Source organism: Pseudomonas sp. LBUM1674 (assembly GCF_059695635.1).
The window spans coordinates 2,547,012-2,560,748 of the sequence record NZ_CP166779.1 but is presented as its reverse complement, the minus strand read 5'-3'; the positions used below and the strand labels follow the sequence as shown (position 1 = coordinate 2,560,748).

13 protein-coding genes and 3 pseudogenes are annotated in these 13,737 nt (G+C 56.2%); 6 read left to right on the top strand and 10 right to left on the bottom strand.

The window, feature by feature from the left end:
- Window positions 1-3: 3 nt before the first annotated feature.
- Window positions 4-308: pseudogene (gene nadE / locus ACA067_RS11940) on the top strand (ammonia-dependent NAD(+) synthetase); the annotation flags it as partial.
- Between the two features lie 31 nt (window positions 309-339).
- Here the strand turns inward: nadE (ACA067_RS11940) and aepX are convergent.
- The 3 genes from aepX to ACA067_RS11925 are packed head-to-tail and all read right to left on the bottom strand — an operon-like array spanning window position 340 to window position 3,240.
- Window positions 340-1,248, bottom strand: coding sequence for a phosphoenolpyruvate mutase (aepX, locus tag ACA067_RS11935; RefSeq protein WP_497461940.1), 909 nt, complete (start codon window positions 1,246-1,248; stop codon window positions 340-342).
- Between the two features lie 43 nt (window positions 1,249-1,291).
- On the bottom strand, window positions 1,292-2,449 hold the full coding sequence (locus ACA067_RS11930; protein ID WP_497461939.1) for a hypothetical protein: 1,158 nt from the start codon (window positions 2,447-2,449) through the stop codon (window positions 1,292-1,294).
- On the bottom strand, window positions 2,446-3,240 hold the full coding sequence (locus tag ACA067_RS11925; RefSeq protein WP_497461938.1) for a hydroxymethylglutaryl-CoA lyase-like TIM-barrel protein: 795 nt from the start codon (window positions 3,238-3,240) through the stop codon (window positions 2,446-2,448). Before ACA067_RS11925 ends, ACA067_RS11930 begins: the two co-directional genes overlap by 4 nt.
- Window positions 3,241-3,568: 328 nt before the next feature.
- Between ACA067_RS11925 and nadE (ACA067_RS11920) the strand changes: the two are divergent.
- Together nadE (ACA067_RS11920) and ACA067_RS11915 are read left to right on the top strand one after the other, a co-directional pair.
- Window positions 3,569-3,654 (top strand): annotated as a pseudogene (nadE, locus tag ACA067_RS11920) (ammonia-dependent NAD(+) synthetase); the annotation flags it as partial.
- A gap of 430 nt (window positions 3,655-4,084) precedes the next feature.
- Window positions 4,085-5,011 carry a universal stress protein gene (locus tag ACA067_RS11915; protein ID WP_497461937.1) on the top strand — a complete coding sequence of 309 codons (927 nt, stop codon included), beginning with the start codon at window positions 4,085-4,087 and terminating at the stop codon, window positions 5,009-5,011.
- Between the two features lie 166 nt (window positions 5,012-5,177).
- Here the strand turns inward: ACA067_RS11915 and ACA067_RS11910 are convergent, their stop codons facing one another.
- The gene (locus ACA067_RS11910) at window positions 5,178-5,990 is read right to left on the bottom strand and encodes a class I SAM-dependent methyltransferase (protein WP_497461936.1); all 813 of its coding nucleotides are present in this window, start codon (window positions 5,988-5,990) and stop codon (window positions 5,178-5,180) included.
- Between the two features lie 50 nt (window positions 5,991-6,040).
- On the bottom strand, window positions 6,041-6,310 hold the full coding sequence (locus ACA067_RS11905; RefSeq protein ID WP_497461935.1) for a DUF4242 domain-containing protein: 270 nt from the start codon (window positions 6,308-6,310) through the stop codon (window positions 6,041-6,043).
- Window positions 6,311-6,507: 197 nt separating this feature from the next.
- Between ACA067_RS11905 and ACA067_RS11900 the strand changes: the two are divergent.
- Window positions 6,508-7,300, top strand: a pseudogene (locus ACA067_RS11900) (helix-turn-helix transcriptional regulator).
- Between the two features lie 8 nt (window positions 7,301-7,308).
- On the opposite strand, the gene ACA067_RS11895 reads toward ACA067_RS11900, so the two are convergent.
- The 3 genes from ACA067_RS11895 to ACA067_RS11885 form a co-directional block, all read right to left on the bottom strand.
- Entirely contained in the window at window positions 7,309-8,538 is a 1,230-nt protein-coding gene (locus ACA067_RS11895; RefSeq protein ID WP_497461934.1) for a cytochrome c biogenesis protein DipZ, read from the bottom strand.
- 166 nt (window positions 8,539-8,704) lie between these two features.
- Window positions 8,705-8,917, bottom strand: coding sequence for a hypothetical protein (locus ACA067_RS11890; protein WP_497461933.1), 213 nt, complete (start codon window positions 8,915-8,917; stop codon window positions 8,705-8,707).
- Between the two features lie 48 nt (window positions 8,918-8,965).
- Complete coding sequence (locus ACA067_RS11885) at window positions 8,966-9,229, bottom strand: DUF2790 domain-containing protein (protein ID WP_497461932.1); 264 nt, start codon at window positions 9,227-9,229, stop codon at window positions 8,966-8,968.
- A gap of 305 nt (window positions 9,230-9,534) precedes the next feature.
- On the opposite strand from ACA067_RS11885, the gene ACA067_RS11880 reads away from it, so the two are divergent.
- Together ACA067_RS11880 and ACA067_RS11875 are read left to right on the top strand one after the other, a co-directional pair.
- On the top strand, window positions 9,535-10,275 hold the full coding sequence (locus tag ACA067_RS11880) for a response regulator (RefSeq protein WP_497461931.1): 741 nt from the start codon (window positions 9,535-9,537) through the stop codon (window positions 10,273-10,275).
- Entirely contained in the window at window positions 10,272-11,585 is a 1,314-nt protein-coding gene (locus ACA067_RS11875) for an ATP-binding protein (protein WP_497461930.1), read from the top strand. The genes ACA067_RS11880 and ACA067_RS11875 overlap by 4 nt, the downstream gene beginning before the upstream one ends.
- 153 nt (window positions 11,586-11,738) lie before the next feature.
- Here the strand turns inward: ACA067_RS11875 and ACA067_RS11870 are convergent, their stop codons facing one another.
- Complete coding sequence (locus ACA067_RS11870; protein ID WP_497461929.1) at window positions 11,739-12,497, bottom strand: HvfC family RiPP maturation protein; 759 nt, start codon at window positions 12,495-12,497, stop codon at window positions 11,739-11,741.
- A complete protein-coding gene (locus ACA067_RS11865) occupies window positions 12,490-13,329 on the bottom strand; it encodes an HvfB family MNIO-type RiPP peptide maturase (RefSeq protein ID WP_497461928.1) in 840 nt (279 codons plus the stop codon). Before ACA067_RS11865 ends, ACA067_RS11870 begins: the two co-directional genes overlap by 8 nt.
- Window positions 13,330-13,737 lie beyond the last annotated feature (408 nt).

Sequence of the window (13,737 nt, the reverse complement as noted above, 5' to 3'; positions counted from 1 at the left end):
TGCGATCTGTTGATCTTGTGCGGCTTGAGCCCGCGAATGCTGGACATTAGTAGCGGCGTCGTTTCCCTGAGCGCAGGCCTACTGGCCGATGGATCAGTCGCGAACTGCACACACGCACAGCTGACGACAGCTACAAGTTCATCGCGGTGGGCCTGCCGTACGAAACCCATTTCGATAAACCCTACGCTCAGACCTCGGTGAATTTTCATTGCCCCGGACGAACGCCACACGGTGAACATCGGACCGGCGGTCAACGCCTGGCCAACGAAGTCGCAGCCTTCGAGGCCAAGAATGCCGTTTCGGTGGATTCATACATAACCGGGCTTTTTGGAGGATATTTTATCGCGTGCCAGGAACAAGGTTCAAAATATCCTTTATTGCTAAACAATGTTTTTCAAGCTGAGCAGTGCATCCTTTTTTTAGTATCTCAGATGCTACAAAATGCATTGCTGGATAAGCGGCGCGCAGCAAGTGATTCGCATAAATCACCAAATTAAAACCATTCTCTATTAAATGATCAAAGTGAATATCATTAAACGTAGTAGGCACACAAACCAATGGAATATCCTGGTGATAACTTCTGAATATGCGAGCAAACTCTAGAACCTGGAACGGTGACTTCTCCCGACTGTGGATCATAATCCCATCCGCTCCAGCCTCTACATAAGCCAAGGCGCGAAATATTGCATCCTTCATCCCTGCTTCCAACACTAAACTTTCGATTCGAGCAATTAATAAAAACTCAGAGGTAAGTCGACTTCTCTTTGCCTGGGAGATTTTCTCTGAAAATTCAAGCACCGGCGCCTGAGTCTGACGCACTTCATTCCCTAGTAAAGAGTTCTTTTTTAATCCTGTTTTATCTTCAATAATGAACGCTGAAATACCTAGCTTCTCGGCAGCCCGAACATGGTGAGAAAGATGCTCCGGCAACCCTCCAGTATCCGCATCAAAAATCAACGGTTTCGTAGTCACTTCAAAAATATCCGATACATTGGAGAATCGATCAGAAACACCAATCAATTCTATATCCGGCTTTCCCAACATCGTTGAATTAGTAAGAGAGCTAGACCAAAACGCATCAAACTCGGTTCGCGCCCCCTTTTCCATATGAAAAATCTTTTCAACCAGTAATGCACATAACGGACTATGCACTTCCATAACGCGCACACCAGTATTCCGCCTCAAAAATTTATTTAACGCAGCACATCTCTTTTCCGCAGTTATACCCCCTAACATACCATCGCTCATAGCATCCTCCGATTTCAATGATTAAAGCCAAACCAGTTAACAATCAAATATTCATCTTTTCAATATCCGTCAAAAACAAATTAAAGCAAGTCAGCGACAACACAATAAAACCTGACAGAAGCCAAATAATTATCTCTATGGGAAATACAAAAAAAACTGCAGCCACCAACACCACGCACACAATAAAAACATATAATCCAGACTGAACACCAAATAGCAACAACTTGCCTCTAGACTGCCGCCCCAGCAACGAAAACAATATTGGCTGAATCAACATATTAGATAAAAAAATCAAAAACACCATAAAAACAAAAATGAAATAATCACTCCAAAATAGCATCCAATAACAACACACCAACATTATCGACTGAAGTAAATACCCCACTCTCAACCTCAACCCCACGGAAATGTATTGACAACACTTTATTACCAGCCAACCAAAAAATACCCATAGACATAACACCATCATATACAAATACACTATCGAAGTAGTTGGGAAACTTAGAGTTCTTACCATTGGAACCAACATCAAAGTCAAAAAGAAGCAACCATTTAAAACTATAAGACTTATGCAACTCCCAACACCGGCGCGCGAACCCCGATCATTAGCGACTTGACATGAATCACCAACGCCTATGTGCACACCACTCAATAAAAAAAAGATTATCGTAATTGCATATACAAACGAAGCACAAATAGCGGATACCGACCGCTGATAAAATCCCAGAACTGCAAACAGCATTGGAATTATTAGAGGGAGGGTCGCGAGAGCTAAACTCAGGACTGAGAAATTTTTCTGCGCATAACTACTTCTCTCCGACGAGGCAAGCATTGACCTACCTAGAATTACAGTACATCCACTCGTCCAGCCCCACAGAAATCTCAAGAACAAAGCGAACCAATTATAAAAAACATCTTCACCAATTGACAAAGCAAAGCAGATACAGAAAGCAACAATCAAAGAAAGTAAAAAAAACTCATTCGAGACAACTTTTAAACTTCTTGCACTTATCAACCCTATAAAACAACATCCAAAAGACAAACCCAACAAATAAGAAACCAGCGGATAGTAGGCTGACAACCCTATAGCCTTTAACTGTAACATGTGGTCAATCCAGACCATCAACCCGGACGAACCTAAGATATTAGCTGCACTCAAGAGCAGGCTAAAGTATACAGCAACATCCTTTTTGAATTTCATCGCGGGACCACTCTGTTTTCGAGAGTCCCAAACAAAGACTTCCGCGGTAACTCTTCAATATCATCCAGACTATAAAAATCAATTTTAACGAAATCCCCGGCCTTCAAAAAAGCTAAATCAGAGTTTTGGCACGCTGTAGCATGAAAAAATGTAGCTCCTGCCTGAATTCCCGCTAACGTATTTGCCGTGGCAAGACCAAAATCATTATGCGCATGACATTGCACTGCTATACCTGATGCGCGCTTTACGCGACCTACGATAGTGCCATACCGCTCAGGTGTTAATATCCCTACAGTATCTGAAAGTCGGATTCTATCAGCTCCAGATTCGGCAACATGCGCGGCATACTCTTCAACAAAACTTAGCTCTGACCTGCCTACATCTTCGGCGCTGACTGACACAAAAACACCACTGTCTTTGGCTAGTTTTATTAGTTCAGAAGATGTTTTTAGCAGCCACGCTCTGTCTTTTTTTAGGTTATCACCCAAATGGTGATTAGACGTTGGAAGACCTATGTGAATAGCGTCAAAGCCCAGCTTCAAAGATTGAACAACGTCATCTTTTACGCCGCGATTCCACGCGACTAACATCCCCTCATTTTTACGCTCAAGCAAAGTTTCTATAGTGTCTAGCTCATCTCCACCCATGGCCGGAATACCAACCTCCAACCACTTAATTCCTGCCTCAACCAAGGAAGAGAATATGGCAATTTTCGTTTGCTTTGAAAATGCCACCCCTGGTGATTGCTCGCCGTCACGTAAAGTTGTGTCTTCCAGAATAATAGCGTTCATTTTTCAACCTCACTCATTGGCCGTCAAAAAAATCACTCTCTGATTAGCGTCAAACTCACATCATGAAACCATACAAAGCCAGCTAACCTCGCTTAATCGGAAGACTAACAATGCAACACAAAAAATCAAATTTTTAGACGTAGGAAAGGTCATATAAGACTGTAGGAATATTCTTTTTACTCAACAGAATCCTCTTACACCTAACTATTCCTTTGATTCCACTCAACTTACTTACAGGTAAATACCTAATAATATTATATTCACGGGCCAACAACGCCATCTCGAGGTTAATCCTGGCAAGCAGGACGAACTATGACTAGATCGACGCGAGCCTGTGCGTGAAGAGTGTTCAAGTTCATTTGCGATACGTATAAAGCGATTCATCACAAGCGTGTGATGCCGTTCGTGCCGTGACCCTGCCCCTGTAGAAACGTGTAGGAGCTGTCCAGTGCAGCGAGGCCGCGATCTTTTGATCTTGCTGTTAAGATCAAAATCAAATGATCGCGGCCTCGCGGCACTCGACAGCTCCACATTGACCGTGTCGGTCAGGTGGTCAGGGCGTAATCGCCACCTTCGTCACTCCGCCGCGCTGATGCGCAAACAGCTCATATGCCCCCCTCGATGTCATCGAGCTTGAAACTGTGAGTCACCAGCGGCGGCAGCGCATGAGTCCAGCACGAACTGCAGCCTGCACCGGACTGACGGACGGACGGAAGGTTGATCATGGTCAATACTTAGGGGATTGAACGCCTATGGAATGACCGCACATCGGGCGGCACATTCGGTACTTCCTGGCTGTTACAGCGGTGCCGCCACCTGCTCGTCAACCCACGGGAGGTTTGTCATGTCTGAGCAATCACGTTTCATGCTGGTCGCCTCGCCCCTGATGGAGCACAGCCCCGCCTTCGACCGGGCGGCGGCGCTGGCCAAGGCCGAAGACGCGGCACTGCACATCGTCGCCTTCGATTATCTGGAGGGCCTGGCGACTGCCAGTCTGGTCAACGACAAGGCCCTGGAGCAGATGCGCCTGGGCTACGTCGACCGCCATCGCCAGTGGCTGGAGGAACAGGCACGTCCCCTGCGCAAGATCGGTGTGCACGTCACCACCGAGGTAGCCTGGGTCGAACGCCCGCTGGAGGAAATCCTGCTGCACCTCAAGGAGCAGCCGATGGACGTGCTGATCAAGGCGCTGGAGCACGAATCACTGTGGTCTCGGCTGATGTTCACCCCGCTCGATGTGCATTTGCTGCGTGAGTGTCCGGTTCCTTTACACTTCGTCAGCCACGCGGTGCACGCCATGCCCCGCAAGATCGTCGCCGCGGTCGATCCCTTCCATCGCGACGATCACTACAAGACCTTCAACGACCGGATCCTTCATGAGGCGACGAAACTGGCCAGCGCTTGCAATGCCGAACTCGACGTGGTGTATGCCTACGATCTTTCCTCGATCAGTGCGGACGAGTTCGGCTTCGACAATGGGTCGGCGTTCTTCTCGTCGGGCAAGGCCAAGACCCTGTACGACTACCAGGAAGACGCCTTCCACGAACTGGTCGAGCGCAACGGCATCGCGCCGGAGCAGCGGCACATGATCATGGGCAGTCCGGGCAAGGTCCTGATCCGCTTTGCCGAGGCCTATGACACCGATGTGATTGTCATGGGACGGGTCGGCCATCGCGGGCTGGGCCGGCTGATCGGCAGCACGGTGGAGCATCTGCTGTACAAAATGCCGTGCAGCGTGTGGGTGGTGTATACCGAGCGGCTGGATGAATAGCCGGGATGCACACGGCCCCCTGTAGGAGCTGGCTTGTCGGATCGCCGCACCGCAGCGAAAGCGATCTGTCAGTCACATCAATGTTGGATGTGCCGCCGTCTTCGCTGCGGTGCGGCGACCCGACAAGCCAGCTCCTACAATGTCCGCGTCACGTAGATGAATAGGTTCAACGCCGGGTGATGACCACCTCGAGGTATTCACTCGGCACCACCAGCGACTTGTCCCCCGCCCGGTTCAAACTATTCAGCAGCTCGGTCAGGTCATTTTCAAAGGCCTGCGCGCCATCGGGGGGTAGTGCCGCGAACGCCTTGTGGACCGGGCCGTACCAGGTACGGAACGTATCGATGAAATGCGCGGCCGAACGGTAGCGGAAGTTGAAGTTCTTGCGCGTCACCTGCAGCAGGAAGTCGCGCTCATCGAAATGCGAGCGCAGCCAGGCCTCGGTGCCCCAGTTCGAAGGTGGTTGCGCGCCCGGCGGTGGTGGCAGATGCCGGCCCAGGGTCTTGAACATCTGCCCGACAAAGCCTTCGGGTGTCCAGTTGGCCAGGCCTATCCGGCCTCCGGGACGACAGACTCGCGCAAGCTCCGCGGCGGCCTTGGGCTGGTCCGGCGTAAACATCACACCGAAGGTCGAAAGCACGACATCGAAGCTGCCATCCTCGAAAGGCAGCGCCTCGGCGTCGGCCACCTGGAACGTCACTTCCAGGCGTTCTGCCCTGGATCGGTCTTCGCCACGCTCCAGCAGCGCAGCCACGTAATCGGTGGAGGTGACACGGCAACCGCGGCGCGCGGCGGCCAGCGTCGCATTGCCGTTGCCGGCCGCCACGTCGAGCACGCGCTCATCGCAGAGCACGTCGCAGGCTTCGGCAAGTTCCTCGCCGACGATCTGCAACTTGGTACCGATCACGGCATAGTCGCCGCTGGCCCAGGCGGCCATCTGACGGTTTTTCAGGGCAGTAAGATCAATGGGTGTACTCATGGAGACTGTCTCTTGCGGGTTGGAACAACGGGACCAGCAACGGGCGCAGATTACTCCGCCGTCGTGGGATCGATGATGTTCATGACCTGGGACACGCTGTTGGCCGGAAAACCACCGTGCCTGGCGTGCTCCCTGATGAGTTCTTCATTCGGCGCGATGTACACGCAGTAGATCTTGTCGCCGGTGACGTAACTCTGCAGCCATTGCACCTCTGGCAGATCGCGTAAAACCTTGCAGGACTTTTGCGCGATGGCTTTCAAATCCCGTTCTGACAGTGTTCCAGCGCCTGGGATCTCGCGTTCTATGACGAACTTCGGCATGGCAACCTCTCATTCTTGTTATTGATGACAGGGTCGGCAGACCCTGTGTGCCAACTATCGCGCCGGGAAAGCTTGGCGTCCTGTCCGATCGTCGGCCAACCTTGTCCGATCGTCCGGAGAATTCACGTTCTGCCGCGACGGGCTCACAATCAAGTTCACCCTTAAAAAGCAGCCCCCGAACACAGGGGAAAACCCTCATGGACGCCCTGTCCCAGACCCTGCGCGTCGTCCGCCTGATCGGCGCGATCTTTATCAACGCCAGGTTCACCGCCCCCTGGTGCTACCAGTCGCCCAGCGCCGACACTGCGGCGCCGTTTCTGGAGCCCGGCGCCGAACGGGTGGTGATCTTTCACTTGATCACCGAAGGCGAGTGTTACGTCGAATTGGGTGATGCCCCTCCTCTTCTTCTAACGGCGGGCGATGTGGTGGTGTTTCCGCAAGAACGTACGCGGCTCGAATGCCGGGATCTGGCTGGAGTCTTCGGTGCGTTATGCGCTGGCCGAAGCTCGCTCGCCGCGCCCTGGCGGCGAAGGTGTCCTGGCCAAGCTGGCCGAAGTGTTGTTCATTGAGGTGTTGCGCCTGTACATGCACGAACAGGGTGAAGGCCGTACCGGTTGGCTAGCGGGCGTGAGCGACCGGATCGTCGGCGCCGCCCTGAACGCGCTGCACAAAAAACCCTGTCACGCCTGGACGCTGGAAGAGCTGGCGCGCACCGCCGGCACCTCAAGATCCGTGTTGGCGGAACGCTTTCAGCTACTGGTAGGGGTTTCGCCGATGCAGTACCTGACGCAGTGGCGGATGTTGTTGGCGGCCAACCTGTTACGCAGCAGTAACAGTTCATTGATGCGGATTGCCGAAGAAGTGGGTTACCAGACCGATACGGCGTTCAGTCGGGCGTTTCGACGGGAGTACGGGGCGCCACCGGCGGCATGGCGACGCAATCAGGAGAAAAAACCAATGGCCCACGGCGCGCAGCCTGTGAGCCATTGATTCAAGGTTTACGCAGCTGGAGCGAGTACTTTGGTGTCTGCCTTGGCCTCTTCCAGCAACTGCTGGATCTTTTTTTCCTGGGTCTCGTAGCGACCCTCACCGAAGTGGGTGAAACGCACCTGGCCCTTGGCGTCGATCAGGTAATGAGCGGGCCAGTACTGGTTGTCGAAGTTGCGCCAGATCGCATAGTTGTTGTCGATCGCCACCGGGTAGGTGATGCCGAGCTTTTTCACCTGATCCCTGACGTTGGCGATGATGCGTTCGAAGCCGTATTCAGGGGTGTGGACGCCGATCACCACCAGGCCATCCTTCTCGTATTTCTGCGCCCAGTCCTTCACATAAGGCAGGGTGTGCTGGCAGTTGATGCAGTCGTAGGTCCAGAAGTCCACCAGTACCACTTTGCCTTTGAGCGATTCGTTGGTCAGCGCTGGCGAATTGAGCCATTCGACCGCGCCGGAGATGGATGGCATGGCGCCTTTGGCGTTGTCCAGGGTCGAGTCGGCCTTGACCTTGCTGACGAAGTAATCGACGACTTTCGGTACGCTTTCCAACACACCTTTCTCGAGGCTGCTGACGCCTTCGGACGAGGTGCCTGCCAGCAATGTCTTGTCGGCACCGGTGGTAATCACCGCCGCGGTGGCCAGCACGGCAACACCGGCACCACGACGCAGCCAGCCGGTGACCGGGATCGACGCTTTCAAGCGATTGACCAGACCGCGACCGGCGAAGATCAGGGTGCCCAGGGACAACGCGCTGCCCAGGCCGTACGCCACCAGCAACAGACTGGTCTGGGCATTGGCGCCTTGCAGCATGGCGCCGGTGAGGATGACGCCGAGGATCGGCCCGGCGCAGGGTGCCCACAACAAACCGGTGGCGACGCCGATCATGACCGAGCTCAGCGGGCCGGACATTGTGCGGCTGTCGGGGTCGATGCGGTTGCCAAGCAGCACGAACGGGCGAGCCAGCCAGCCACCGATGCGAGCGGAAATCAGCGACAGGGCGAACAGCACCATCACGATCAGGGCGACGTGCCGGCCGGTGTTACTGGCTTGTACCACCCACTCGCTGCTGACCACCGCCAGGCTGGAGATCAGGGCGAAGGTCAGGACCATGCCGCCGAGGGTGAGCAGGATCGAGGACCGCGTGCGATCGACCCCGGCGAACAGGAACGGCACGACCGGAAGGATGCAGGGACTGAGGACGGTCAATATGCCGCCCAGGAACGCGATGAGTAACATGGTGATCACCTTGAAAGTATGAGGGTGGCACTTCACACACAGACCTGTAGGAGCTGGCTTGTCGGATCGCCGCACCGCAGCGAAAGCGATCTGTCAGTCAACATCTATGTTGACTGTGCCGCCGTCTTCGCTGGCAAGCCAGCTCCTACAAGGGAGCCGTGTTGATTCAGGCCGTCTGGTTATCCACCAACTGGCCCTGCGGCGTACGGCTGGAGCCATCCTGTGCCAGCAAGGCATCGGCGCCCTGCTTCGCCACCGGCGTCAGCTGGAAGCAGGTGCTGCTGCCACAGCTGCCTTGTTCCACTGCGGCATTGGCGTGGGCGGCGGCACCGGCCAGGGAGAAGGCAGCGGCGGTCAGAAAGCGCGATAGGTTGTTCATGATGTTGTTCCTGTTTCAAAAGGGATGGGCAATCGGTCAGCGAAGGACTCAGTTGTCTTCGTTGCAGCCGTCAGCAAATTTGCGGTAGTCCAGGACCTGGGTTTTGTTCATGGAATCCAGGTAGGTCAGCTGGGCATCCACAATCCCGCACGAAGGCGTGGCGTCCTGTTTCATCGAGATCACTTTCTTGATGTCCAGGTGCGTGCCGTAGGTGTAGGTTTCAGGGGTAACATCGGCTTCGGCGCGGGCCGACAGGGTGCAGATGTTCAGTGCGGCAAACAGGCAGGCGGCGACGACGGCTTTGGTGTTCATGGTGGTTTCCTCAAGGCTTCGATGGGTCAATCGTTGATTGGGCCGAGGCGTCTTGGCTTGCCTCGATGGAACCCATTAGAAGCCCGCGAGGTATCTCGTCTGTGTCGAAAACCGGCGCGTGTAAATCTGTACGTATCAGAGCCAGCTTCTGATACACAGCGATACAAAACCGCTGAAAAACAGTGTTTTTGCGTCTGCATGTATCCGCTGCTACACCAGATACACTGCAATACAAAGGGCTGCGGGCAGGCGCGCCAAGGCTCGATAGACTGCGCGACATCCCCCGTTTATAGAGGCTTGGCCCCATGGAACACGTCGATCACATTCTCATCGTGGACGATGACCGCGAGATCCGAGAGCTGGTAAGCAACTACCTGAAAAAGAATGGCCTGCGCACCACAGTCGTGGCGGACGGGCGGCAAATGCGCACGTTCCTCGAATCCACGCCGGTGGACCTGATCGTGCTCGACATCATGATGCCCGGCGACGATGGCCTGATGCTCTGCCGCGAATTGCGCGCCGGCAAACACAAGGCCACCCCGGTATTGATGCTCACTGCCCGCAACGATGAAACCGACCGCATCATCGGCCTGGAAATGGGCGCCGACGATTACCTGGTCAAGCCGTTCGCCGCCCGTGAACTGCTCGCGCGTATCAATGCCGTACTGCGCCGCACGCGGATGCTGCCGCCGAACCTGGTGGTCACCGAAAGCGGCCGCCTGCTGGCCTTCGGGCGCTGGCGCCTGGACACCTCCGCCCGGCACCTGCTCGATGACGACGGCACCATGGTCGCGCTCAGTGGCGCCGAATATCGGCTGCTGCGGGTGTTCCTCGATCATCCGCAGCGGGTGCTCAATCGCGATCAGTTGCTGAACCTGACCCAGGGCCGCGATGCCGACCTGTTTGACCGTTCCATCGACTTGCTGGTCAGTCGCTTGCGTCAGCGCTTGCTGGACGACGCCCGCGAGCCGGCGTATATCAAGACCGTGCGCAGTGAAGGCTACGTGTTCTCCCTGCCGGTGGAAGTGCTCGGTGCGCCATCATGAACCTCGCGATACGGTGGCCCCGCACCCTCGCCTCGCGGCTGTCGCTGATTTTCCTGATCGGCCTGATCCTCGCGCAGGCGCTGTCCTTCGGCGCGCAGTACTACGAGCGTTACGAAAGTTCGAAAAACACCATGCTGGGCAATCTGGAAACCGACGTCTCGACGTCCATCGCCATCCTCGACCGCTTGCCTGCCGAGGAACGTGCGAGCTGGCTAAAACAACTGGATCGGCGCAATTACCGCTATTTGCTGGACGAGGGCTCGCCGGGCATGCCCATGAGCGACACCCCGATCGCGGTGACCTCGATCAAGGACGCCATCGGCAAGGACTACCCGATGACCGTGACCGACATTCCCGGTCCGACAAAACATTTCCAGGTCCACCTGAAACTGGCCGACGGCAGCCCGGTGACCATTGATGTGCGACCGTCGATGGTGCCGTTGTCGCCGTGGTTGCCCATGGTGTTGCTGGGCCAACTGGCGCTGATGATTGCCTGCACCTGGCTGGCCGTGAGAATCGCCATCCGCCCTCTCACCCGCCTCGCCCAGGCGGTGGAGACCCTGGACCCCAACACCCACGCGGTACACCTGGACGAGAAAGGCCCGACCGAAGTCGCCCATGCCGCCAAGGCGTTCAATGCGATGCAGGCGCGCATCGCCGCCTACCTCAAGGAACGCATGCAGCTGCTGGCGGCGATCTCCCACGACCTGCAAACCCCGATCACCCGCATGAAATTGCGCGCCGAATTCATGGACGATTCCAGCGAAAAAGACAAACTGTGGAACGACCTCGGTGAAATGGAACATCTGGTGCGCGAAGGCGTGGCCTATGCCCGCAGCGTTCATGGTTCCACCGAGGAGAGTCGTCGCACCGATCTGGATTCGTTCCTCGACAGCCTGGTGTTCGACTATCAGGACATGGGCAAGGACGTACATCTGGGCGGCAAAAGCGGCGCGGTGATCAACACCCGGCCCCATGCCCTGCGCCGGGTACTGGTGAACCTGACGGACAACGCACTGAAGTTCGCCGGCGCCGCCGAGTTATGGGTGGAGTCGAAAGCAGACGGCAGTTTGTCGGTGAAGGTGATGGACCGTGGCCCCGGGATTGCCGAAGAGGAACTGGCCCATGTGATGGAGCCGTTCTACCGCGTGGAAAATTCGCGCAACCGCAGCACCGGCGGCACCGGGTTGGGATTGGCGATTGCGCAGCAATTGGCGTTGGCGCTCGGGGGGGCGTTGACGTTGAGTCATCGTGAAGGCGGTGGTTTGTGCGCGGAGCTCAGGTTGCCGGGCAATAAAGCGGGTCGTTGAACGGGCAGTTCGCCGGTAACACCACAAATCAAATGTGGGAGCGGGCTTGCTCGCGAATGCAGTCTTTCAGCCAACATCAATATTGAATGTAAAGCCCTCTTCGCGAGCAAGCCCGCTCCCACATTTGATTGGTGGTGTTTTGGCGAATGCGCCCTATGCGACGACGCCCACCACTCCTTCCTCATGCATCTGTCGCAACAATGCCAGCCCGCTGTCGATGAACTCCGATGACCCGGTGACCCCCGCCTCCACCGCCAACCCTTGCAGCTGCGCGCGGCCATTGAGCTCAGGAAACTCGCCGATCCGCTGCAACAACCGCCACGCCAACGGGCTCAGTTCGGAAAACTTCACACTCCAGTCCTCAGTCCGGCGCACCAACAGCAATGTCGGCTGAGCCGGTGGCGCTTCAGGTCGATGATCCGGGCCGACCCGCTGCACGGGCCAGGCATAGGCCAAGGGCCAGGCCAGCGGCGAAACCTGCAACGATCGACCCAGCAGCAACCCGGCATCGCTGGCCGGCAAGTGCTCGGCTTCGGACTGTTGCAGTGCCATCTCGATCCACTCGTAATGCGCCAATTCGACCATGAACGGCGGCCACGGCCCTTCGCTCGAGGCGTGCGCATCAGAGGCGAGGAATTCGACAAATTCCTGGGCGATTTCGCCGAATTTCGGCGTGCGCGCGCGGTAGTCCCGCAAGAAGCTGCGCACCAGAGAGCGCCAATGTTCATCGCCAAGCGTCTTGATCAGCACCGGAAAGGTCCCGCTGAGCAACGATGACAGGTTCGAGAAGATCAGCTCGCGGTAAACCCGGGCCCGCGCCACGTCCATTCCGGCCGGCGGCGCGTAATGCTCGGGATCGCGCAGGTAAAGACCCATCGTCGTTTGCTGCTGATGCAGCGAGTGCTTATCCACGGTTCACCTCCACGGCTTGCAGGCGGCGGATAGTCTGCAATTCGGCCACCAGCTCCGAGAACGCAGGGAAATTGAAATCCCGTTCCAGCAAGGTTGGCTGCGCGCCGAACCGGCCGTAAGCCTGGGCCAGCAACGACCAGACCACCGGTTTGACCGAAGCGCCGTGGGTGTCGATTTTCAAGGTGTCGGACTCATCGAAGTGCCCGGCCACGTGCATCGCCACCACGCGGTCCGAGTCGATACACGCGAGAAAGGCCTGCGGATCGAAATCGTGATTGATCGAGTTGACGTACACATTGTTGACGTCCAGCAACAGGTCGCAATCGGCTTCGCGCAGCACCGCGTTGGTGAAGGTCACCTCGTCCATGTCCTGCTGTGGTGCAGCGTAATAAGAAACGTTTTCCACCGCCAGGCGCCGACCGAGGATGTCCTGGGCCTGGCGGATTCGCGCAGCAACGTAATGCACGGCTTCTTCGGTAAATGGCAATGGCAGCAGGTCGTAAAGGTGGCCGTCATCGCTGCAGTAGCTCAAGTGTTCGCTGTACAGCGGCACCTTGTAGTGATCGAGGAAAACCCGGACTTCCCGCAGAAATCCGACGTCCAGCGGGGCCGGTCCGCCCAGCGACAGGGACAAGCCGTGACAGGACAGTGGATAACGTTCGGCCAGGGCGCGCAGCGCAGCACCATGGGCACCGCCGATGCCGATCCAGTTCTCCGGAGCGACTTCCAGAAAGTCGAAATCGCCCACCGCAGCGGCCTGGAGGTCTTTCATTAAACCGCGACGCAGGCCGAGCCCGACGCTGGCCTTCGCTGATGTGAGGGGGGTCTGCATGATGTCGATCTCGAGGGTTGTCAGAACGGAATCACAGTTGATCGCGGGGGTGTATCGGGACTGTGTTCTGCCGCCCCCGGAATGGGAGGTACTGTATCGAGGAGGGGTTTGGATACAGTGGGATACACACGATCCATTCGGTTACTGCTAAACCCTGTGGGAGCGGGCTTGCCCGCGATTAGGCCGGCACATCCAGCATTTTTGTCGCCTGACATGCCGCCATCGCGGGCAAGCCCGCTCCCACAGGGTTCAGCGTTAAACCGGATATTGGAGCCACAGGGGACTTTCGTCGCTCCAGCCAGCAGGCCACTGCCCCCGGACTAAACTTAATGCACGCAGGACGTACTCGAAGTCCTGATCATTCCCACGACCACCGCCCAGGGCTGAACACTTCGAATAACCTCGCCT

Coding starts and splice junctions, on each gene's coding strand:
- ACA067_RS11875 (WP_497461930.1), top strand. CDS start 10,272: ATGAACCTCGCGATACGGTGGCCCCGCACCCTCGCCTCGCGGCTGTCG.
- ACA067_RS11865 (WP_497461928.1), bottom strand. CDS start 13,329: ATGCAGACCCCCCTCACATCAGCGAAGGCCAGCGTCGGGCTCGGCCTG.
- ACA067_RS11915 (WP_497461937.1), top strand. CDS start 4,085: ATGTCTGAGCAATCACGTTTCATGCTGGTCGCCTCGCCCCTGATGGAG.
- ACA067_RS11925 (WP_497461938.1), bottom strand. CDS start 3,240: ATGAACGCTATTATTCTGGAAGACACAACTTTACGTGACGGCGAGCAA.
- ACA067_RS11895 (WP_497461934.1), bottom strand. CDS start 8,538: ATGTTACTCATCGCGTTCCTGGGCGGCATATTGACCGTCCTCAGTCCC.
- ACA067_RS11890 (WP_497461933.1), bottom strand. CDS start 8,917: ATGAACAACCTATCGCGCTTTCTGACCGCCGCTGCCTTCTCCCTGGCC.
- ACA067_RS11885 (WP_497461932.1), bottom strand. CDS start 9,229: ATGAACACCAAAGCCGTCGTCGCCGCCTGCCTGTTTGCCGCACTGAAC.
- ACA067_RS11905 (WP_497461935.1), bottom strand. CDS start 6,310: ATGCCGAAGTTCGTCATAGAACGCGAGATCCCAGGCGCTGGAACACTG.
- ACA067_RS11880 (WP_497461931.1), top strand. CDS start 9,535: ATGGAACACGTCGATCACATTCTCATCGTGGACGATGACCGCGAGATC.
- aepX (WP_497461940.1), bottom strand. CDS start 1,248: ATGAGCGATGGTATGTTAGGGGGTATAACTGCGGAAAAGAGATGTGCT.
- ACA067_RS11910 (WP_497461936.1), bottom strand. CDS start 5,990: ATGAGTACACCCATTGATCTTACTGCCCTGAAAAACCGTCAGATGGCC.
- ACA067_RS11930 (WP_497461939.1), bottom strand. CDS start 2,449: ATGAAATTCAAAAAGGATGTTGCTGTATACTTTAGCCTGCTCTTGAGT.